Here is a 20,151-nt window from a genome sequence, read left to right as displayed (position 1 = left end):
CCTTAGTCATTAGTTATTAATTTCAAAATCAGGATATCAATTAGCTTTAAAAGTCTCAACAGTCTCTTTTAACTGCTGAGAAATATCTACTGCTTTTTGCAAAGATTGAGAAATTTGGCGGTAATTATCACGGTTAAATGTTGATATATTGGTAATATCCTTAACAGTTTGAATAACAATTTCTGATGTTTGTATTTGAGATGTAGTAGCACTTAAAATTGACTGCACTAAGGTATCTATTTGCCCTGATACATTAACAATTTGCTGTAAGCTTTCCTTGGCATTTTTGAGAATATGGCTACTTTCAACCACTTGATTAGTTCCTGTTGTCATCCCTTGTATTATTTCACCAGTTTCTCGTTGAATTTTAGCAATTATTTCCTCAGTTTCTTGGGTTGCAGTTGCAATTCTAGCGGCTAATTCTCCTACTTCCTCCGCTACTACAGCGAAACCTTGACCCTCTTCCCCGGCTCTTGCCGCTTCAATTCCGGCATTAATTGCTAATAAATTAGTTTGCATAGCAATTTGATTAATTACAGAAACTACACGAGAAATCTGTTGAGAAGATTCTCCTAAGCGTTTTACTTTTTTAACTATTTCCGAAACTGTTTCTTGGACTAAAAAAATGTTTTGCAATGTTAAATCCATTGCTGCTCCAGTTTCCGTAGCTGCATAGTTAGCATTGTTAATAATTGTGACAGCTTGCTGTGCTATATTAGCTATAGATTGAATAGCAATAGTCATATTATCAATTGTTTCTAAGCTACGGTTATTTTGTTCAGATTCTATAACTGCTTCTGTGGTTAATTTTTGAAGAAATACATTTATTTCATCAACAGCTTGTTGAATTTGGTTCACAATATGCTGAAGATTATTTGGCAAATCCTGCCGTTCTCCAGTGTCTTGATCATTGTTTAATCTACTATTTGCTTTTAACTTTTTTATCTCTATATTCTCCCGGACTAACCAACCTACAAATAATGTCATCATTAACCCAACTGCCGAGGTTGTAATAGCAATTAATAGTAAAAATTCCTTTTGTGGCTTAAAGGCGATCGCTGTATCTTTAGCAACAATTAACCACCAGTTGATATCTGGTGAATCTGATAATTTTCTCAATGGTACATAAGTAATTAGTTGCTGATTTTGCTGATTTTGGGAAACTTCTGTAAATGTCTGAATATCTTTAGCACCTAAAACCTTAGCTAAACTAGGATAAATATCCTGAGTATCTTCACCAAATAAATTTTGATTAGTTCCTATCAAAATTCTCCCTTTTTCATCTAAAAAATAATATTCCTGGCTATCACGATCATCTGTATGACTTTTGACTAATTTTTCTAAAAATTTTAAAGGTGTACGGGTTCTGACTATACCAATAGTATTACCCTTGACTCTATCTTTAATTGGTGCAGCTACATAAATCACCGCGCCTATATTTTTAACTATTTCTGGTTGACTAATAATAGGGGTATCTTGTTTAATTACCTCTTGGAAATAGATCAGTTTTTTTTCTGGACTTAGAGATTCTCCTCCTGATTTCATAATCACTTTTCCATTGAGATCAAATACAGCCACGCTATCATAAACCTTACCAGTTTTTCTCAAGCTATCTAAGGCTTCTTGTGTTTTTATATTAATTCTGCTGATATCAATTTTGTCTTTTTTGCTAGATTTTTCTGTTTTTGCGTTACTAGAATCACTTAATAATTTTATATTAGACAATCCCTGAATATCTTCATAGCGTTTTCCCATAAAACTATTAACCTCATCACTTAAGCTCATTGCCTTAGTTTCTTGGGATATAATAATTTGTTTAGTAATCAACTTGCTACCAAAAATATAAGCTATCGCCCCAATTCCCAATATCGGTAAAGTCCCAATAACTAAAGATAAAATGATGGCTTTTATACTCAATTTAAATTCGCGTAAATATTTCAATTTCAATCCATGATCCAAATTCGGCGCGTAACTAGAATTTTCTCCCTGACTATCAATAACTTTGGCTGGAGAAATTAAAGGTGCTTTATTTTGAGAATCACCGCTTTTTCTGATTTCATTTTTCTTCAACATACTATCCTCACACTAAATCCATAAAACAAAAACATTTAAACCCGATTTTCTAGGCATTAAGCATTAATTTTAGTCAACACAGAGAATAGCCGACTCTAAAATATGTACAGCATCCAATACTAATAATATTTCTTCTTGTTCCACTACACAACCACATAAATAAGGTACTAAACTAGATGCTACTTGTCCCACAGGAGAACGAATATCATCAGCAATAAACTTAGTTGTTCCTTGAATTTCTTGGACAACTAAACCTAGAATCATTGATTCTATTTGAATAACAATGATATTATATTGATGTAACTGATGATCAAGGTATTCTAAATTAAACATTTTCGGTAAATCAACTACCCAAATTATATGACTGCGCCAATTCATCAATCCTAATATACAAGCAGGCATATTGGGAATAGCTGTCACCGATGTCATGGGTACAATAATTGCCTCTTGGGTATGAGCAATGGATAAAATAGCGCCCGTTTGTTGATTGAGTTGAAATTTAAGATAGCCATTTTCACTACTGTTATATATGGCTTGATGGTTAAAATCAAGTTGCAATTTTTTCATGGCTGGAGCGAGGATTATTAAAATTAATTTATTTTGGTTTTATAAGATAATTCCAAGTTGCAAAATCAATATTTTTTCAAATCACGTCTAAAAGGATGTTTCTCAAGTAGAAATTAATACAATTTTTAGCAATTAGAAACCGCTTCTACGCAGGTTAAAGATACTGATTTTTAATTATTCCATACAGGTAGATTTAGTTTGTGTACTAACGTTCGCTCTTGTCGTGGCAAAGCCTTATAGATTCGCCCAATACTTTTAAAACATCTTCTAAATACACTTGAATTTTAAATTACCCAGATTGTAGACTCAAACACTTGTGATCTGCTGATGGATATTTGAGCAAACTCTTGTGGGGTGAGAATCTTGCCTGCTTTAATTTGAAATAAATTTGAAATACAGTATATTGCAAGTGAATGAGGCAGAAGTTTGAATCACAAAGCCTTGCAGCTACATGGTTTGATTGCTGACCGCTAACTGCTGATAGCTGCTGTAAATCTGACAGAAAACTCAGTGAATTATTTTACCACTATTCCTGCCAAAAATTGCCAGAAAAATTAGCATCAAAAAATATAATAACTGTGTGATTACCAATTCCATAAATCGGAGCGGCGGGATTCGAACCCACGACCTCCACTACCCCAAAGTGGCGCGCTACCAAGCTGCGCTACGCCCCGTAACTATAAACCTAAAATTTTTAGACTTTTGGAGTGGGGATTATACCAAATTTGAGAGTCTAAAAACTAATTAAGTCACTCTAACGAGTCTATCATAAGGTTAAGGAAAATGGCAAGGGGTTTTTCAAAAAACTTTTAGCATTCCTATTGCTTGCAACAAACCAGACACGGCAGCAGCTTCCCATTTACCCTCTGTACCCCGTCCTGTATTCAGGATAAAGCGGAGATTGTAGGACTGGGGATAACCTTCCACCTCCATCCATAATAAATCACTTTCCGCCTCACAGGCAATTTTTTCTTCCTCCATTAATTCTATAGCTAGATGCTTCATAGTATCTGCAAGCTGATGCAAAAGGCGACAAAATTCATTTAATTCCGCTTCTGTTAATTCAATCGCCCAATCTTCTGTACCAACTAATCCTTTGAATTGTAGTGCATCTGGGTTCCAACCTAAGCGCCAACCCGTACCACTTTTGATAACTCGTTCCATAACTACATAAACTACATATTTTGAAACTACTACTATTGTTGATCAGTCTGTTGCAATCTGTTAATTAACCCAAATCTCAAATCTCAAATCCAAAATGCTATAATTTTGTAGCGATCGCGTTAGAATCTTGGCCAAACTATTTAATCGACGTTCCTATTCGCACACTTTGCGGTTAAGATAGTATATTCGTTCTATTAAAACTCCCGTCCCAGCAATTTTGAAAAATCCTATACTTTAGAGGCAAGAATGGCAGCTAATACCGAGACTTCTGGCAAGCAAAAAGCGTTAAATATCGTACTTGGACAAATTGAGCGTAGCTTCGGTAAAGGAGCAATCATGCGCCTGGGTGATGCTACCCGCATGAAGGTAGAAACAATATCTACCGGTGCGCTTACCCTAGATTTAGCCTTGGGAGGAGGTTTACCCAAAGGACGGATAATTGAGATTTACGGACCAGAAAGTTCTGGTAAAACTACCGTTGCTCTCCATGCTTTGGCAGAAGTCCAGAGAAATGGGGGTATTGCGGCATTTGTAGACGCTGAACACGCCCTAGATCCAACTTACGCAGCCGCATTGGGTGTAGATATTGAAAACTTGCTTGTTTCCCAACCAGACACCGGCGAATCAGCATTAGAAATAGTTGATCAACTTGTGCGTTCTGCAGCTGTTGATATTGTCATTATTGACTCCGTAGCTGCCCTAGTCCCCCGCGCTGAAATTGAAGGGGATATGGGTGATATTCACGTGGGTTTACAAGCTCGCTTAATGAGCCAAGCCTTACGTAAGATAACGGGTAATATTGGTAAATCTGGATGCACAGTTATTTTCATTAACCAGTTGCGGCAAAAAATCGGTGTCACCTATGGTAGTCCAGAAACCACAACGGGTGGTAATGCGCTGAAATTTTACGCTTCTGTACGCTTGGATATTCGCAGAATTCAAACCTTAAAAAAAGGTACGGATGAATTTGGCAACCGCGTGAAAGTGAAAGTAGCTAAAAATAAAGTTGCACCACCTTTCAGAATTGCCGAATTTGATATTATCTTTGGTAAAGGGATTTCTACCCTGGGTTGTTTAGTAGATATAGCCGAAGAAACTGGAGTTCTTTTGCGTAAAGGTGCTTGGTATAGCTACAATGGTGAAAACATTTCCCAAGGTAGAGATAACGCCATTAAATACTTAGAAGAAAAACCAGACTTTGTGGCCAAAGTTAAAGAACAAGTTCTGGAAAAACTAGATAAAGGTGCAGTAGTTTCTGCTAATTCTGTCACCCAACCCCATGACATTGAAGAGGAAGAAGAAATTGACTTAGAAGAATAGACAAAAAATAGAGATGTTACTGCTAACATCTCTACAGTAGAAATCTTCTCAAACTCTTCTTCTGTAAACCTGGAGAGCCTCTGCCTCAAAAAAATTCTTTAATTTATCAAAGCCCAATTTTTAATCACACTCACTAATTCACTAGGATGATGAATTAAAAAATCTGGGTTTTGTTTACCTAGTGCTTCAGAAGAATTAAACCCCCAACTGACCGCAATTACCTTGATATTCGCCTTCTTAGCAGATTCCACATCTCTAGTTTCATCTCCTACATAAATCACTGACTCTGGTTTAAACTGTTTTTGACGCAAGACATTATTAATAATTGTGGTTTTGCCAAAAATAGTTACTCCTGAATAAATAAAATCAAACAAGTGATCCAACTTATGACACTTGAGAAATTCATGCACATTGTCTTGAGAGTTAGAAGTAATAATTCCCAAGTGATAACCTTGATCATGAAGTTCTATTAATACAGCGTTAATTCCATTAATAAGCTGTAATTCGTGGATTTTATGCTTTAATTCTCCTTTTACTTTTTTGACAAGAAAAGGGATTTTGAATAGTGAAACACCAGAATATTTAATAATCTCCCTGGCTGGTAAGTTTCTAAGTAGTGCTAATTCGTGGGAATTGATCGGAATATATCCAAATTCCCCAGCTAAACGATTGGCAATAGTTACAAGAGCATCTACTGTATCAGCAATCGTCCCATCAAAATCAAAAATTATTACTTTCTGGGTCATTATTATGCTTGGATACGTCAAGATTAGCGCGAGCATTACGTCGTAGCATTTCTGGTTTAATGCGCCGCAAAGCTGATGCTGTGAATCTTTTATCCCACTCCTCATCTGATATTTGTGCCAATTCTACCAGCTTGGGGTGCAAATTTTTAGGATAGGGTTGAAAATCAGTTACATCAGTGATTTGAGCAAACCGCTGATTCCAAGGACAAACATCTTGACAAATATCGCAACCTGCTACCCATCCTTGTAAATGAGGTTTAATGTCTGCTGGTAGCTCTTGATCCCGATTCTCTATGGTATGATAGGCAATGCAGCGATTAGCGTCTACCACAAAGGGTTCAGTAATTGCACCTGTGGGACAAGCTTGTAAACAACGAGTACAAGTCCCACAATGTTGCGTACTCGGTTGATCCTTTTCTAACTCTAGGTTAGTTAATACTTCTCCTAAAAACACCCAGGAACCATATTTTCTGGTAATAACATTCCCATTTTTAGCAATCCAACCAATCCCAGCTTTTTGCGCCCAAAGTTTATCTTGGATTGGTCCTGTATCTGCATAATAACGCGCTTTTATATCCGTACCCAGAGATTCTAGCCAACTAGCCAATTCCTTCAGCTTTTTGTGCATGACTCTATGATAATCCCGACCCCAGCCATAGCGAGAAATTTTTCCGTATTCATCCTCCTGGGGACGTGCATCGGGTGTATAATAATTCAATGCTACAGATACAAGCGTTATCACTTCCGGCATAACTAAACTAATATTCTCACGCCGGGGATTTTTCATCCATTCCATATCAGCGTGATAACCCATTTTTAGCCAATCTCTCAATTTTTGTATTTCTGTCGCTTCTAAATCAGCCACAGCAGCAATTCCCACCTCATGAAATCCCAACTCTTTGGCCTTTGCTTTCACCACTATGCTGTTAATTGATGTACATTCATTCATTTTTCTTATGGGAAATTTAGCAAAGACAAAAGGGATGATCAGTATATTATCAGGCCAGGCTATGATCCCCTAGTTTACTATTCCTGATTACACATATATGTAAATTTTATTTGCAATTTGTTAAGAAATAATGCAATATAGAACAGAAGAGGTCAAGCAACCCAGAGTGATTAACCTCCTGACTTAATTCATAGACCTTGGAGAAATTATGACATTCACCTCTGATTCAGCTTCAACCAGATTTTCTGGAACTTTCAATTATCAAACCACCGACGCTATCCCCGCGACCATTGCTGTATTCAAAGCTCTGAGCATAGATGATCAACTGGCAGTTCTTTGGTATGCCTACACAGAAATGGGTCGCTCTATTACACCGGCAGCTACAGGTGCAGCGCGTCTGCAACTGGCAGAAGGTCTTTTAAATCAAATTAAACAAATGTCCCACCCAGAGCAGTTAGAAGTCATGCGCGACTTGGCTGCTCAAAGGAATACCCCCATTTCCCGCGCCTATGGTATTCTCAGCGTCAACACCAAGTTGGCCTTCTGGTACGAATTATCAGAATTAATGGTGAAAGGCTTTGTTATTCCCGTACCAGCCGGTTATCAACTGTCCCGCGACGGTTCACGAGTTTTAGAAACCTTAAAAGAATTAGATTTTGGTCAACAAATTACTGTTTTGCGGAAAGTAGTCTCAGATATGGGTGTAGACCCCTTAGCTGATTAGATTTTGGATTTTAGATTTTGGATTTTAGATTTTGGATTTTAGATTTTGGATTTTAGATTTTGGATTTTAGATTTTAAATTCCCCTCAAAGGATTTAACAATTTCTATATCCTCATAGCCTCAATATTTGACCATTTTAGAAGTTACGCAACTGTCACAATAATATCCATAAATAGTCAGTTGCGTAATATCACTTTTTTGTGAGGCTAAACCCATTTTTTTTAATCTTGTATTTCTTCGCGTCCTTCGCCCTTTTGCGGTTTATTTCTAATCTAAAGTAATACAGGTAAATATATGACCGTTGCTAAATTCTCACCACCAGGAGAAATTGAGATTTCAGGAGTCACAGAAACAACAATTTTAAATTACTTTACTACTTTAAATGCCGGGGAATTTACACAAACCGCCGCTTTATTTGCGGAGGATGGTCTTATGTACCCACCATTTGAATCTGCTATTATCGGACAAGAAGCGATCGCTACTTATCTTGACAAAGAAGCGCAAGATATCAAAGCCTACCCGCAACAGGGAATGAGTGAGAACTTACCAGATTATTATACTCAAATTCAGGTGACTGGTAAAGCGGAAACTTCCTGGTGTGGTGTAAATGTCCTGTGGTTATTCATTCTCAACCAAAATAAACAAATCACTGAAGCTAAAATCAAGCTTTTAGCCTCACCCCAAGATTTGCTGTGCTTACGGCCACCCGATAAAGAATATACAGTTGATCCCGTTTAGCCTTTAGCAGCAGTAGCTTGAGCTAAAGAACGGAATAGTAATTTTCTACCTAGTTCGATATCAGACGGTGAACACTGCCAATCTGGATGTGCTGTCATTAACAAGCTATCCAAAGTTTCCTGATCAAAAAGATGCCATACAGCAGCATCATTAATTTTCGCTTCTAGAGCATAGCAGTTAGGAGAAATACAGTGAATTATACAAACGCTGGAAATTCTCGCCAAACCCATAATTTCGCCAGGTTGGAGAGAGCGAAATTGACGTATAACTTGTTTAAATTCAGTTATAGAAGATACTAAGAGTCCGGGGATAGACACTGTTGCTTTTTTATCTCCATTCACCGCAATCCAGTAATGACGACTAGGATCAATTCCTTCTAACCAAGGTGATTCATCATCTAGACGATAGCGGGGTGATAGGCAAAATAAAGCTTCCATAGTTGAAATTCTATTAAATTAGGGATTTTTATGTTTAGTAACCAAATAATCGGGATCATCTGCAAGCAGCCCTATATTTACAGTATTTAATAAGTTATACTGATATGTCAAATAAATTTAGCAAAAGTTATTAATTAACTTAATATTTCTTAATCATTAATTTAATCATCAACATTTATCTGCGAGCTACGCGCACTAGTAGAAATAAACCCGTTCCTAATCCAAATAAATTGGGTAGCCATGCACCGATTACAGGAGAAAGAATACCAGCCTGTGCTAAAGCTCCAGAAACAGATAATAGTAGGTAATAACTGAAAATGACAATGACACTAATACCAAAACTTGTTCCTCGTCCAGTACGTTGAGGTATACTACCCATAACTGAGCCAACTAAACCAAAAATCACACAAACAAAGGGAAAAGCGATTTTTTGTTGAATTCGCACTTGTAATTTGCGAATTTTTTGATCATTACCTCCCAAACGTTCGATTTCTAATTGTTCTAAAGCTTGAGAAATATTCATTTCCCCATAATCCCGGTTATTTTCTGCTAAAGTTAAAGGTGTGCGAGGTAGTTGTAATTGCTGATGTTCAAATCGTAAAATATTTCGATAGGATCGATCAGTTGCCACTAAATAAATAGTCCCATTATAAAAATCCCAAACTTGTTTTTTACCGTTCCATTTAGCTGATTCAGAAACGACAATTTGATTAACTTCCCCGCGAGAACGGTCTATAATTGTTAAACCCTTCATTTGTTTACCATCAAACTGATCAGCATAAAATAAGCGAGAAAGTATTTTATTTTTGCTCCCATTTGGTTCATTAATTTCTCGATATTCAGGATAATAAATATTTTGTTGTTTAAAAGAAGGTTGATCTGATTTCAGTGCTGCTTCTAGAGTAACAGTAGCTCGATAATTTGCGGCTGGAGCAATTTGTTCATTAAATATATAAGTCATGATCGTAACTGCAAAACTTAACACTACAGCAGTTAAAACCATCCGATAAACACTAACACCACAGCCACGTAATGCAATTAATTCACTTTCGCTGGAAAGACGACTATAAGTCATTAAAGTAGCTAACAAAGTCGACATGGGAAAAGAATAAACCATGACATAAGGTAGCTTTAATAAGAAAACTTCTAAAGCGATGTTAAGTGGTAAACCAGATTCTACAACTTTTCTTAATAATTCAAATAAACTATCAATTGCTAAAACTACAGAAGTAAATGCACCGACACCAAATAAAAATGGTGGCAGTAATTGGAGCGCCAAATAGCGATCCATGATAGAAAAGGAAAATAGGGAGATGAAATGAGAGAATGGTTTAAATTGTTTAGATGTCATGATTATGTTTCGCGCAAAGGAGCAAAGGCGCAAAGTTTAAAATTTTGATAGCTGGGGTGGTGTAGCCATATTTGGCAATTTTATATTTTAATTTATATTATTTCCTGCTCTCCCAAAGTACAGATTTATCTATGGTTAATTGATTATTCCTGTATTTGAGGGAGTATAGAAATACTATAGAAACGGTTATAAATTAATTTAAACAATTTAAACAATTTAAACAGAGAAATTATCACCTAAATAGTATTGTCGCACCAAAGGATTATTATAGAGTTCATCCGCATGACCAAAGGCGAGAATTTGTCCCTCGCGCATGATATAAGCACGGTTTGTAATGGACAGGGTTTCACGGACATTATGATCTGTGATTAATACACCCATACCACGTTCGCGTAATTGACCGACAATTTCCTGAATTTCAGACACAGCAATGGGGTCAACTCCCGCAAAGGGTTCATCTAAAAAGAGGAATTTAGGTCCATCTTTACCCGCAGCCAAAGCTCTAGCTAATTCTGTGCGTCGTCGTTCACCTCCAGAAAGTTGAATACCTTTACTATCGGCCACTTTTTCTAAGCGAAACTCCCGCAATAAAATATGTAATCTTTTTCCCCATTCTCTTCTAGGAACTTGAGTTTGTTCAAATACTAGGAGAATATTTTCTTGCACTGAAAGATGACGAAATACACTTGGTTCTTGAGCTAAATAGCCAATACCTAATCTAGCCCTTTTGTGCATGGGAAGATCAGTAATATCAAAATTATCTAACCACACTTTACCATGATTAGGTTTTTCTAAACCTGTAGCAATATAAAATGTTGTTGTTTTTCCAGCACCATTGGGACCGAGTAAACCGACAACTTCTCCTTGGTTAACAGCAAGGCTAACATGATTAACAATTAATCGTTTACCGTAGGATTTGTAGATATTCTCTAAAACAATTTTCACGCTTCAGCTTTTCCCTGATAGTAAATGCTAATTAGAACGCTTTAGGGATGGGGTTTTTGGGGCTGGTTTAGTAGTTTGTCTAGTTGGGGAGTCCTCTATCATGTAGATTGATTCTACCTGACGATTAGACTGGGGTAAGGCGATAAATTTACCTTCGTCAATTAGATAGGTGACTTTTTCCGCACGAATACTATTAGTACCTTGTTGTAGGATATACACATTACCACTGAAATCAATCCGTCTTTCCTTGCTAAAGTATTGTGCTTGAGCGGAAGTAGCTTGAATTTGACGAGCCGGATACAGCATTTGCACATTACCACGGGCAGTAATTACTTGGGTTTTCGCGTCATATTCCTGGACATCAGAGCGGATAGTCAAAGGACGATTGCCCCCAGGTTGGGCTATAGCAGGTTGGATTTGGGTAGACAATGCCACCGTACCCACAAAGGAAATTGGCAGCAATAAAGCCAACCCTAAGCGGCTTATCTGTGATTTTAGCAATTGATAAGAAGGTATCATAAAAGTCAAGGAATAGGGAATAGGGAATCAAATATGAGTTCTATAGCAAAAACGGACGGTGGTTTTAAATTTTAGTTTCGCTTTGAAAATGTCTGATCAAAACTGGCAAGAATTTGTTAGTTAATTGTTACTAAGTTATTGATTTTTACATATCTATGTACTTGCAATAAATTATTAAATCATACTTATACAAGTCATGATTTAGACATTAATTGACCGCGACTGGCATATTACTTAAGTGCGTCAAGTGCCAAAAATTTGTTAATTATTACCATTACCGAATTATTGAAGACGCACCCTACAGGAGATGATTAAAGGATTAAATCATGCAAATCATCCAAATCATAGTTTAGACACTAATCATGACTCAGAGAAATGCTGGGTAAAAGCCAAATTTGATTTTCTACCAATTCAGTATTTGCCAATGTTTCTAAACTTTCCTGTTGTAGTATTGTTAATAAATCTACACTTTGGGTAAATAACTCTTCCACATTAATACCGCCGTAGCTAGGTAGATAACGCCTAAGACGATTACTACCTTCTCCTAAAAGAATCATTGCCCCTCGTCGGTTACAATTACCCAGATGATAGAGTCCTACAGCGATTTGGAGAATACCTTGATAAAAAGTTTTATCTGGTTCGAGACTATCGATCCAGATTGCTTCTAGAATGTCATGACAGGCATAGAACTCTCCCGCATTGAACTGTTCTATACCATGCCAAAACTCGTCAGGCATGGTTTCATTCATCCCATACTATCCCGAACTTCTTTAATAGTTGCCATGGATATTTCTTGTTTATCACCGACAAAATCATTATCAGGGGTGAGGAACAGCATACAGTGACATTCTTTACGTTCACGCATGGGTACGCAGGGACAGTTCCAAAAAGCGGCGTTAACTTCGGCCTCTTTATCCTCATAATGGCGACAGGGACATAAAGGCGCTCCCAGGTCGTCTTTGTGTTTGGCCAGCCCTTCTATCACAACTGCGGTAACGGAAGGTTCAGAACAGAAGAATGTTCCCGTCCGTTTAGCGTATTGTTCGGAAAAATGCCGCATTGCCTCTAGGCTTTTATCGCTAGATTTTAAATTCACTTCTGGTGTAGTCATTGCTGATAAATTTTAATGTTTCTTTGCATTGTACATCACGGTCAGTGAGAGAAATCACTTTCAAACAAACTCAGAGCTTTTTGTAATTGAGGTTGTAGTTCTTGTTCGTTTTAGATAAAAATAGGGGGATATCCTTGATTAATGACCCTTTCTGCCAATGAATCTGGGTTTTGCTAGAGTAACCAACGACTAACAAAGGTTAAAGTTGATTTTTTCGGCAATAAATTTGTTCATTAATGATTGCTATATGTGAAAATTATCTGTTGATAAAGCCCTGGTGACTAGAAGTCGCAGCTATACAAACAAAGTCAGCCTACCCGGACTAAAAAAATTCAGCTGCAACCCACATAAGTGGACTTGGCTTGTGTAGATACGGTTAAATGCCCACCTAACTAAACCCCTACAACCAACAACTGATAACATGATTTATCCCGTTATTTGGCGTAATAATTCAGTATCACTGATTGATCAAACTCGCTTACCTAATGAATATATAGTGGTGGAAATTCACCGCAGTCAAGATATGGCCCAAGCTATTACCACTATGATTGTTAGAGGTGCGCCAGCAATTGGAGTGGCTGCTGCTTATGGAATGTACTTAGGGGCAAGAGAAATTGAAACTAGCGATCGCCAGGAGTTTTTAGCTAAACTAGAGAAAGTAGCCAGTTTATTGCGTTCTACCCGTCCCACTGCGGTAAATTTATTTTGGGCAATTGGTAGAATGATGCAAACGGCTTATGAGACTTTGGGAACAGTTACAGAAATTCAAGAAACTCTTTTAGAAACAGCTAAAAATATCAATGCCGAAGACTTACAAACTTGTCAAGCTATAGGCGATTATGGTTTAGGCGCATTACCACAAACCCCGGAAAAACTAATTATCCTCACCCATTGTAACGCAGGTGCTTTAGCTACGGCTGGATATGGTACAGCTTTAGGTGTAGTCCGTTCCGCTTGGAAACAAGGACGTTTAGCTAGAGTATTTGCAGACGAAACCCGTCCGCGCTTGCAAGGGGCAAAACTCACTGCTTGGGAATGTGTACAAGAAGGGATTCCAGTCACAGTAATTACCGATAATATGGCCGCCCACTGCATGAAACAAGGTTTAATAGATGCTGTAGTTGTAGGCGCTGATAGAATAGCTGCTAATGGTGACACTGCTAATAAAATCGGGACTTACAGTTTAGCTATTGTTGCCAAATCCCATCATATCCCTTTCTTTGTCGCCGCACCTCTATCCACCATAGATTTTCAAATAGCTAATGGTAGTCAAATTCCCATTGAAGAACGTCACCCAGGGGAAATTTATCAAATAGGTGAAACTATTCTCACCCCTCCAGGAGTAGAATTTTATAACCCGGCTTTTGATGTCACACCTGCGGATCTAATTACAGCCATTATTACAGAAAATGGTGCTTTCTCTCCAAGTGATTTATTAACGGCTAAAGAAAAATAAATACTTGCTTTTCTCCCGTTCCCATACAGAGTATGGGAATAAATTATAGAATTATTAACCGCAGATAAACGCAGATAAACGCGGACGAATAAATACAGATAAATACAGATTAATTTTTTTTAATTTTTGATTCCTATCCATTGGGTAACGGGGGACATTGCTTTCCAACCCAAAAATCTTGACCCAATAGGTTCAGCGCGTTGAATTGCAATCCGGGTAAAATTCCCTCCCACTTTTTCATACCATTGATATAAAATCACTTCACCCTCTAATGTCACAACATTAACAACCATTCTCCCCCCAGAAAGTAAAGCATTCCAGCAATTTTCTAGTATTTCTGGTTCTGTCACACCACCACCAATAAAAATCGCGTTGGGTGGGGGTAAATTTTCTATAACTTCCGTACTTTTACCCGCAATAATTTGTAAATTCGGTGTTCCCAAAGCAGCCGCATTATCAGCAATATAATTTATTCTAGAGGCATTTTGTTCAATAGCGATCGCTCGACATCTCCTGTCGCTTCGCAGCCATTCTATAGAAATAGAACCACAACCAGCCCCCACATCCCACAGTAACTCCCCAGGGTGAGGTGCTAAACTCGATAAAGTCACCGCCCGGACTTCTCTTTTTGTCAATTGTCCATCATGATGAAAAGCACTATCAGGTAAACCGGGAAATCTCGATAAACCAACTATTCCCTTATCAGCAGTACATTCCACAGCAATAGTATTTAAAGGGGCGATATTTTTTCCTTGCCAATTAGTAGCGATATCTGTTATAATATCCTCATTAATATTACCCATTTTTTCTAAAACGGTAATTTGACTATTACCGTAACCGCGACTTATTAAAATTTCCGCCACATTAGCCGGGGTATGTTTTCCCTCACTCAAAATTAATAATTTTGCACCAGGATAAATGTAAGATTGGACTAGAGAAACCGGACGACCACATAAACTTAAAGTTTCCACCTCCGTTAAAGACCATCCTAGTCGAGAACAAGCTAGACTAAAAGCCGAAGGTGCAGGAATAATTGTAACTTCCGAAATATTAATATCTTTAAGAATATTTGTACCCACACCATAGCATAAAGGATCGCCACTAGCTAAAATACAAACTGCTTGGCCACGACGACTAATAATTTCTGTTATGGAAGTTTGAAAAGGTGATTTCCAGGGAATTTTTTCCCGGTGGTCGTCGGGGGGTAACATGGAAAGATGACGTTCCCCTCCAAAGATAATTTTAGCTTTGTCTAAGCAAGAAACAGCTAGGGGACTTAACCCTGCTAAACCATCTTCACCGATACCGATAATTGATAACCATTTTTGCATAATTTGTGAGGTTGTTTGTTTTGTTGGAATATCGCTTTTATTACCTTACCGTTACAGGCTATGAACTTGAAAATAGAGATTGAACAAGAGGAAGACGGACGCTTTATTGCAGAGGTGATTGATTTTCCCGCTGTGTTAACCTATGTAAACAATATAGGAAGCGGTGGCTATAAGGTTCAGGCTTTGACTTTGCGTGTTTTGTCTGATAAAGTGGCACATTATGAAGTCAAATCTGATTTGTATTGAATTAGTCTATAATTATTAAGCAAATTAATACACAAAGGAATTTAGATGCTGCGTATATTCCAAAATGCCAAAAGCGTAATATCAGTCTGTCTAGCGACATTGATTGTTGTAGTAAGCACTTTAACTATTTTTCCATCTACAGCTAGTGCAGGAGTTATAGACATAATCATTAAATGTGAATCTGGCAGCAACTGTTCCAGTACACCTTCTTTTGTAGCAGGAGCAATTGCTGGTAGTGGAGTAACGCTTATTGCTACTGGACAGGCTGAAACTATAGCTGGTAGTGTATTTATAGCAAATGCTGTACCTATAATAAGCAGTTTAGCGGTTATTGGACAAACAGCTGTAACAGCTTTAGCTCCATTAGCGGCCGCTGCTACAACTGTTGTATCAGCACCAGTTCTAGTTCCTGTAGCAGCAACACTAGCAGTAGGAGCAGTAGGTGGATACGTTGCATCTCAGGTAGTAAGCAATTTAAGCGATAACCACAGTCAAAATTTAAATTAGTAGTTTCTGATTTGCTGTATTTGACAATATTGGAAATCACCAATTTTTTAAGTCATCTGATTATTTCATAGAAGACTTGTAAACATAAAATTAATAAGCCTTCGGTTAATTTATCGAGGGTTTTTTGCTGTTAATATACATCTTTCATTTTCCCACCAAACCGCCTGAGAATGAATTCTCAGTCTCATAGCAAAAGTCTGTTAAAACAGACTTAATAAATATCAATCTTCATTCAGCTTTAGCTTAATTTTGCTATTAGCCAAGAAATTTATTTTTTGCTTTTAAAATCCAGTCAATTAAATTAGTGTTATAATTATTCTATCTATTTATAAGGAGAAATTATGAACATTGATACATCTTTAGATCAAATCATTCTTGATCAGATTAATATCATTCAACAACAAACCAACCAAGATATCAAACAAATTATTCAAACTGCAATTGATCTTTATTATCAAAAAATTAAACAGCCAGAAAATGATCCTCTTGCTTTACTTAAACAAAGTGACTTTATTGCGTGTGGAGAAGGTGATCCAGATTTGTCTAGCACTTACAAAACTCAATTAAAAACCATCTTAGAAGAATCTTTATGATTATAGCAGATACAGGATTTTGGTTAGCATTAGCAATAGGGAAAAAATCAAGACTTAATATTAAAGATTTTTGATTAAATTATCATTAGTGTATCCTTATTTATTGAAATTATGCCTACTGAAACTATTACACTACAAATACCCGAAACTATCTATCAACAGTTAGTTAATACCGCCACTGCTATGGTTCGGGCTACAATAATTAGCTTACCTATGAATAAACCCGTTACCCCTTTATTATAGTTGTTCGTAAACCTTTGTTAATGAGTGGTTGGTATCCTCTTCATGACTAAAAAAATTAACGATAGCATAAAATACTATTTTGTGGTACAATGCTAAAACTTAGGGTTGGGAAACTTCGGTGTAATTCCGGGACTGTGCCGCAGCTGTAAAGCAATTTTGGATTTGACTAAAAATCTCAAATCTAAAGTTGGGTAAGTCAGAATGCCAATTCTAGGGTATCTACTCAATTTCTGTCTCTGCGTCACACAGAGAAGGAGTCACGATTTTGCAATTTCCATTGACTGCTTGTCCAGGGTTATTTTACAATACATTAGCCCAAGATGGTTTTCTCTGTCGTCTGAGAATACCAGGGGGAATGATTAATTCTCAACAATTTGAGGCCATAGCGGATATTTCTGATCATTATGGTGGGGGCTATATTGATATTACTAACCGCGCTAATATCCAAATTAGAGAAATTAAACAAGGGATAAATATTCAAGTTCTGGAAAAATTACAAGCGCTAGGTTTAGCTTCTACTAATGCTAGTGTAGACCATATCCGCAATATTATGACTAATCCTACAGCGGGTATTGATACTCAAGAACTAATAGATACTCGTCCCTTAGTTAAAGCTTGGGAAAAATATATTACAGCACATTCTCATCTCTCCCAATTATCGGCGAAATTTAGTGTGTGTTTTGATGGTGGAGGCAAAATTTCCCTAAAAGACCGCCCCAATGATATCATCTTAGCAGCAGAATTAATTAACAGCAATATCCATTGGCGATTATATCTCAGTTATGGAGAAAAAGGAGAACCAGCCAAAGACACGGGAATTTTACTTAAACCAGTAGAGACAATAGCAGTTTTAGCAGCATTAGCAGAAACTTACCTCAAACACATAGACATTAACAACCGTTGTAAACCACGTTTACGAGAAATTATCAATCACATCACCATCGAAAAATATCTGCACCAAGTCAAAGAAGAATTAGAGCCAAACACATTTAATTTTGAATTTAATCTTGAAAAACCTTCTCTTTGCGTCTCTGCGTCTCTGCGAGAGAAAAATCTTATAGGCATTCATAGCCAGAAACAAAGCGGGTTATATTACATTGGTATTGTTTTACCTTTAGGAAGACTAGAAACCTATCAAATTCGAGGTTTAGCTAATCTTGCCAAAAGATACGGTGATGATAATATCAGGTTAACACCTTGGCAAAACCTAATATTAAGCGACATTCCCCAAAATCAAATCATAGAAGTTGAGAAAGAAATTACCAACTTGGATTTAAACTATTCACCAACGGACATCAAAAGTTTTTTAGTAGCTTGTTCTGGGAAACGAGGTTGTGCTGCTGCGGCCACAGAAACGAAAGATGATGCTTTAGACTTGGCAAAATACCTAGAAAATCTTATGATTTTAGATTGTTCGGTTAATATCCATTTTAGTGGGTGCAGTAAATCTTGCGCTCAACATACCCAAGCTGATATTACCTTACTTGGTGTTGCCGGCGGAAATTTTCCCGGTTATCAAATTTATGTTCTTGGTCATTTGCTCTATGAATATGTGACTTTAGCTAAAGTTCCAATGATCATTCAGCAAATATTGGCAGTGTATCAGCAACAACGTCTAAGTTTACAGGAATCCTTCAGCCAGTTTATTGACCGTCAAAAACACCAATTAAACCAATTATTTAGCAAATCCAGTCCAAATTCAACAGTTACAATTTTAAAATACCATGTTTGATTACATCCGTGACGCTAACGAAATATACGCTAAATCCTTTGAAATTATTCGCTCAGAATCCAATCTCCATGTGTTACCAGATGATGTAGCTAAAATTGCTGTTCGTCTGATTCATGCCTGTGGAATGACGGATATTGTCAAAGACTTAGGATATTCTTCTACAGCGGTAGAAGCTGGGAGAAAAGCCTTGATTGACGGCGCACCGATTTTGTGCGATTCTCACATGGTAGCCGAAGGGATAACAAGAAAAAGACTACCCAAAAATAATAGGGTGATCTGTACCCTAAATGATCCAGAAGTACCACAACTGGCTAAAAGATTAAAAAATACAAGATCAGCATCTGCCCTAGAATTATGGCGCTTTCATATAGAAGGGGCAATAGTGGTGATTGGAAATGCACCTACAGCACTATTTAGGCTATTGGAAATGCTAGACGAGGGAGTTCCTAAACCGGCGTTAATATTGGGTTTTCCCGTCGGTTTTGTGGGTGCGGTTGAGTCAAAAGCCGCATTGTCCGCAGATAGCCGCAATGTACCATTCTTAACTTTACATGGAAGACGGGGCGGAAGTGCGATCGCTGCGGCTGCTGTTAACGCTTTAGCAAGTGAGGAAGAGTAATGACTAATCCTGGAGGTCGTCTTTATGGAATTGGTGTCGGACCTGGAGACCCAGAACTCATTACCTTAAAAGCCTTACGTATCCTCCGTTCCGTTCCCGTTGTTGCTTATCAGTCAGCGGTAGATAAAGAAAGTATCGCCAGAAAGATTGTTTCCCCCTACCTGGATAATCATCAAATTGAGGTATTATTTCATCTTCCTCGCGCCTTAGAACCAGAAAATGCCAAATCTATCTACGACCGAGAAGTTCAACCCATTGCTGACCATTTAGCCGCTGGTCGAGACGTGGTGGTTCTCTGTGAAGGAGACCCGTTTTTTTACGGTTCATTTATGTATTTATTTACTCGATTAGCTGATAAATACAAAACAGAAGTTGTTCCTGGAGTTTCCTCACTTATGGCTTGTCCTGTGGCTTTAGGTTTGCCATTTACTTATTATAATGATGTTCTTACCGTTTTACCTGCGCCATTACCAATAGAAATACTAACTAGCCAACTTCTAACCACTGACGCGGCGGCCATTATGAAACTTGGTCGTCATTTCTCTAAAATTAGGAATCTTCTCCATGAATTGGGACTAGCTTCACGGGCTAGATATATTGAACGCGCTACAAGTACGCAACAACGTATATTACCTTTAGATGCGGTTAACCCCTTGGAAGTACCCTATTTTTCCATGATTATCATCCCTACCAAAAATAAATTGTAGGAAATTGGGAATTGATAACTCTTGATATTCATCTGCGGTTAATTACCCATTTCTATCCCGTTTAAATTCTCAAT

The 20,151-nt window shown here is 37.5% G+C and carries 23 protein-coding genes, 1 tRNA gene and 1 riboswitch; of the genes, 11 read left to right on the top strand and 13 right to left on the bottom strand.

What is annotated here, in order from left to right:
- Positions 1-36: 36 nt before the first annotated feature.
- From FFO06_RS09500 to FFO06_RS09485, 4 genes are all read right to left on the bottom strand, one after another.
- Positions 37-2,073 carry a methyl-accepting chemotaxis protein gene (locus FFO06_RS09500; RefSeq protein ID WP_137907826.1) on the bottom strand — a complete coding sequence of 679 codons (2,037 nt, stop codon included), beginning with the start codon at positions 2,071-2,073 and terminating at the stop codon, positions 37-39.
- Positions 2,074-2,142: 69 nt separating this feature from the next.
- Positions 2,143-2,640 (bottom strand): chemotaxis protein CheW, encoded by a 498-nt coding sequence (locus FFO06_RS09495; protein ID WP_137907825.1) that lies wholly within the window; start codon positions 2,638-2,640, stop codon positions 2,143-2,145.
- A 600-nt stretch (positions 2,641-3,240) separates the two neighbouring features.
- Positions 3,241-3,314 (bottom strand) — tRNA-Pro (locus tag FFO06_RS09490).
- A 124-nt stretch (positions 3,315-3,438) separates the two neighbouring features.
- Entirely contained in the window at positions 3,439-3,804 is a 366-nt protein-coding gene (locus FFO06_RS09485; protein ID WP_137907824.1) for a DUF1818 family protein, read from the bottom strand.
- Between the two features lie 246 nt (positions 3,805-4,050).
- Here FFO06_RS09485 and recA point away from each other — a divergent pair, with 246 nt between their 5' ends.
- Positions 4,051-5,124: a recombinase RecA gene (recA, locus tag FFO06_RS09480; protein WP_028090272.1), complete on the top strand. Its 1,074-nt coding sequence runs from the start codon at positions 4,051-4,053 to the stop codon at positions 5,122-5,124.
- 98 nt (positions 5,125-5,222) lie between these two features.
- Here recA and FFO06_RS09475 read toward each other — a convergent pair whose 3' ends face one another.
- The gene (locus tag FFO06_RS09475; RefSeq protein WP_137907823.1) at positions 5,223-5,870 is read right to left on the bottom strand and encodes an HAD-IA family hydrolase; all 648 of its coding nucleotides are present in this window, start codon (positions 5,868-5,870) and stop codon (positions 5,223-5,225) included.
- Complete coding sequence (queG, locus tag FFO06_RS09470; protein ID WP_137907822.1) at positions 5,845-6,819, bottom strand: tRNA epoxyqueuosine(34) reductase QueG; 975 nt, start codon at positions 6,817-6,819, stop codon at positions 5,845-5,847. The genes FFO06_RS09475 and queG overlap by 26 nt, the downstream gene beginning before the upstream one ends.
- Positions 6,820-7,027: 208 nt before the next feature.
- Here queG and FFO06_RS09465 point away from each other — a divergent pair, with 208 nt between their 5' ends.
- Positions 7,028-7,543, top strand: coding sequence for an orange carotenoid protein N-terminal domain-containing protein (locus FFO06_RS09465; RefSeq protein WP_137907821.1), 516 nt, complete (start codon positions 7,028-7,030; stop codon positions 7,541-7,543).
- 293 nt (positions 7,544-7,836) lie between these two features.
- Positions 7,837-8,280: a ketosteroid isomerase family protein gene (locus FFO06_RS09460; RefSeq protein WP_137907820.1), complete on the top strand. Its 444-nt coding sequence runs from the start codon at positions 7,837-7,839 to the stop codon at positions 8,278-8,280.
- On the opposite strand, the gene FFO06_RS09455 is transcribed toward FFO06_RS09460, so the two are convergent.
- From FFO06_RS09455 to FFO06_RS09430, 6 genes are all read right to left on the bottom strand, one after another.
- Positions 8,277-8,717 (bottom strand): hypothetical protein, encoded by a 441-nt coding sequence (locus tag FFO06_RS09455; RefSeq protein ID WP_137907819.1) that lies wholly within the window; start codon positions 8,715-8,717, stop codon positions 8,277-8,279. The genes FFO06_RS09460 and FFO06_RS09455 overlap by 4 nt on opposite strands.
- Positions 8,718-8,892: 175 nt before the next feature.
- Positions 8,893-10,008, bottom strand: coding sequence for an LptF/LptG family permease (locus FFO06_RS09450; protein ID WP_137907858.1), 1,116 nt, complete (start codon positions 10,006-10,008; stop codon positions 8,893-8,895).
- Positions 10,009-10,284: 276 nt separating this feature from the next.
- On the bottom strand, positions 10,285-11,013 hold the full coding sequence (gene lptB / locus FFO06_RS09445) for an LPS export ABC transporter ATP-binding protein (RefSeq protein ID WP_137907818.1): 729 nt from the start codon (positions 11,011-11,013) through the stop codon (positions 10,285-10,287).
- Between the two features lie 27 nt (positions 11,014-11,040).
- Positions 11,041-11,532, bottom strand: a complete 492-nt coding sequence (locus FFO06_RS09440; RefSeq protein ID WP_137907817.1) for an LptA/OstA family protein — start codon at positions 11,530-11,532, stop codon at positions 11,041-11,043.
- A gap of 356 nt (positions 11,533-11,888) precedes the next feature.
- Positions 11,889-12,281 (bottom strand): DUF309 domain-containing protein, encoded by a 393-nt coding sequence (locus FFO06_RS09435; protein ID WP_137907816.1) that lies wholly within the window; start codon positions 12,279-12,281, stop codon positions 11,889-11,891.
- Positions 12,278-12,643, bottom strand: a complete 366-nt coding sequence (locus tag FFO06_RS09430; RefSeq protein ID WP_137907815.1) for a ferredoxin thioredoxin reductase catalytic beta subunit — start codon at positions 12,641-12,643, stop codon at positions 12,278-12,280. The genes FFO06_RS09435 and FFO06_RS09430 overlap by 4 nt, the downstream gene beginning before the upstream one ends.
- Before the next feature lie 421 nt (positions 12,644-13,064).
- Here FFO06_RS09430 and mtnA point away from each other — a divergent pair, with 421 nt between their 5' ends.
- A complete protein-coding gene (gene mtnA / locus FFO06_RS09425) occupies positions 13,065-14,099 on the top strand; it encodes an S-methyl-5-thioribose-1-phosphate isomerase (protein ID WP_137907814.1) in 1,035 nt (344 codons plus the stop codon).
- Positions 14,100-14,218: 119 nt separating this feature from the next.
- On the opposite strand, the gene cbiE is transcribed toward mtnA, so the two are convergent.
- Positions 14,219-15,430, bottom strand: a complete 1,212-nt coding sequence (gene cbiE, locus FFO06_RS09420; RefSeq protein ID WP_137907813.1) for a precorrin-6y C5,15-methyltransferase (decarboxylating) subunit CbiE — start codon at positions 15,428-15,430, stop codon at positions 14,219-14,221.
- 60 nt (positions 15,431-15,490) lie between these two features.
- Here cbiE and FFO06_RS09415 point away from each other — a divergent pair, with 60 nt between their 5' ends.
- The 7 genes from FFO06_RS09415 to FFO06_RS09390 all read left to right on the top strand — a co-directional run bounded on the left by FFO06_RS09415 (position 15,491) and on the right by FFO06_RS09390 (position 20,077).
- Positions 15,491-15,676 (top strand): type II toxin-antitoxin system HicB family antitoxin, encoded by a 186-nt coding sequence (locus FFO06_RS09415; protein WP_137907812.1) that lies wholly within the window; start codon positions 15,491-15,493, stop codon positions 15,674-15,676.
- 45 nt (positions 15,677-15,721) lie between these two features.
- Complete coding sequence (locus FFO06_RS09410) at positions 15,722-16,183, top strand: hypothetical protein (RefSeq protein WP_137907811.1); 462 nt, start codon at positions 15,722-15,724, stop codon at positions 16,181-16,183.
- Between the two features lie 341 nt (positions 16,184-16,524).
- A complete protein-coding gene (locus tag FFO06_RS09405) occupies positions 16,525-16,776 on the top strand; it encodes a CopG family transcriptional regulator (protein ID WP_137907810.1) in 252 nt (83 codons plus the stop codon).
- Between the two features lie 111 nt (positions 16,777-16,887).
- The gene (locus FFO06_RS22295) at positions 16,888-17,019 is read left to right on the top strand and encodes a hypothetical protein (protein WP_255501579.1); all 132 of its coding nucleotides are present in this window, start codon (positions 16,888-16,890) and stop codon (positions 17,017-17,019) included.
- 85 nt (positions 17,020-17,104) lie between these two features.
- Positions 17,105-17,246, top strand: a riboswitch (cobalamin riboswitch).
- 38 nt (positions 17,247-17,284) lie between these two features.
- Complete coding sequence (cobG, locus tag FFO06_RS09400) at positions 17,285-18,751, top strand: precorrin-3B synthase (RefSeq protein ID WP_137907809.1); 1,467 nt, start codon at positions 17,285-17,287, stop codon at positions 18,749-18,751.
- A complete protein-coding gene (locus FFO06_RS09395) occupies positions 18,744-19,370 on the top strand; it encodes a precorrin-8X methylmutase (RefSeq protein WP_137907808.1) in 627 nt (208 codons plus the stop codon). The genes cobG and FFO06_RS09395 overlap by 8 nt, the downstream gene beginning before the upstream one ends.
- Positions 19,370-20,077, top strand: a complete 708-nt coding sequence (locus FFO06_RS09390; RefSeq protein WP_137907807.1) for a precorrin-2 C(20)-methyltransferase — start codon at positions 19,370-19,372, stop codon at positions 20,075-20,077. The genes FFO06_RS09395 and FFO06_RS09390 overlap by 1 nt, the downstream gene beginning before the upstream one ends.
- Positions 20,078-20,151: the final 74 nt, after the last annotated feature.

This window comes from Dolichospermum planctonicum (genome assembly GCF_005402965.1).
GTDB lineage: Bacteria > Cyanobacteriota > Cyanobacteriia > Cyanobacteriales > Nostocaceae > Dolichospermum > Dolichospermum planctonicum.
The sequence above is the reverse complement of the archived record's forward strand: the minus strand, read 5'-3'. Positions and strand labels throughout refer to the sequence as shown.

Excerpts from the sequence above, each read along its gene's own strand:
- FFO06_RS09485 (WP_137907824.1), bottom strand. The coding sequence starts at position 3,804 with ATGGAACGAGTTATCAAAAGTGGTACGGGTTGGCGCTTAGGTTGGAAC.
- FFO06_RS09455 (WP_137907819.1), bottom strand. The coding sequence starts at position 8,717 with ATGGAAGCTTTATTTTGCCTATCACCCCGCTATCGTCTAGATGATGAA.
- FFO06_RS09430 (WP_137907815.1), bottom strand. The coding sequence starts at position 12,643 with ATGACTACACCAGAAGTGAATTTAAAATCTAGCGATAAAAGCCTAGAG.
- mtnA (WP_137907814.1), top strand. The coding sequence starts at position 13,065 with ATGATTTATCCCGTTATTTGGCGTAATAATTCAGTATCACTGATTGAT.
- FFO06_RS22295 (WP_255501579.1), top strand. The coding sequence starts at position 16,888 with ATGCCTACTGAAACTATTACACTACAAATACCCGAAACTATCTATCAA.
- FFO06_RS09475 (WP_137907823.1), bottom strand. The coding sequence starts at position 5,870 with ATGACCCAGAAAGTAATAATTTTTGATTTTGATGGGACGATTGCTGAT.
- FFO06_RS09415 (WP_137907812.1), top strand. The coding sequence starts at position 15,491 with ATGAACTTGAAAATAGAGATTGAACAAGAGGAAGACGGACGCTTTATT.
- FFO06_RS09465 (WP_137907821.1), top strand. The coding sequence starts at position 7,028 with ATGACATTCACCTCTGATTCAGCTTCAACCAGATTTTCTGGAACTTTC.
- cbiE (WP_137907813.1), bottom strand. The coding sequence starts at position 15,430 with ATGCAAAAATGGTTATCAATTATCGGTATCGGTGAAGATGGTTTAGCA.
- FFO06_RS09395 (WP_137907808.1), top strand. The coding sequence starts at position 18,744 with ATGTTTGATTACATCCGTGACGCTAACGAAATATACGCTAAATCCTTT.
- FFO06_RS09435 (WP_137907816.1), bottom strand. The coding sequence starts at position 12,281 with ATGAATGAAACCATGCCTGACGAGTTTTGGCATGGTATAGAACAGTTC.
- queG (WP_137907822.1), bottom strand. The coding sequence starts at position 6,819 with ATGAATGAATGTACATCAATTAACAGCATAGTGGTGAAAGCAAAGGCC.
- FFO06_RS09460 (WP_137907820.1), top strand. The coding sequence starts at position 7,837 with ATGACCGTTGCTAAATTCTCACCACCAGGAGAAATTGAGATTTCAGGA.
- recA (WP_028090272.1), top strand. The coding sequence starts at position 4,051 with ATGGCAGCTAATACCGAGACTTCTGGCAAGCAAAAAGCGTTAAATATC.
- FFO06_RS09450 (WP_137907858.1), bottom strand. The coding sequence starts at position 10,008 with ATGGATCGCTATTTGGCGCTCCAATTACTGCCACCATTTTTATTTGGT.
- FFO06_RS09440 (WP_137907817.1), bottom strand. The coding sequence starts at position 11,532 with ATGATACCTTCTTATCAATTGCTAAAATCACAGATAAGCCGCTTAGGG.
- FFO06_RS09390 (WP_137907807.1), top strand. The coding sequence starts at position 19,370 with ATGACTAATCCTGGAGGTCGTCTTTATGGAATTGGTGTCGGACCTGGA.
- FFO06_RS09410 (WP_137907811.1), top strand. The coding sequence starts at position 15,722 with ATGCTGCGTATATTCCAAAATGCCAAAAGCGTAATATCAGTCTGTCTA.
- FFO06_RS09405 (WP_137907810.1), top strand. The coding sequence starts at position 16,525 with ATGAACATTGATACATCTTTAGATCAAATCATTCTTGATCAGATTAAT.
- FFO06_RS09500 (WP_137907826.1), bottom strand. The coding sequence starts at position 2,073 with ATGTTGAAGAAAAATGAAATCAGAAAAAGCGGTGATTCTCAAAATAAA.
- FFO06_RS09495 (WP_137907825.1), bottom strand. The coding sequence starts at position 2,640 with ATGAAAAAATTGCAACTTGATTTTAACCATCAAGCCATATATAACAGT.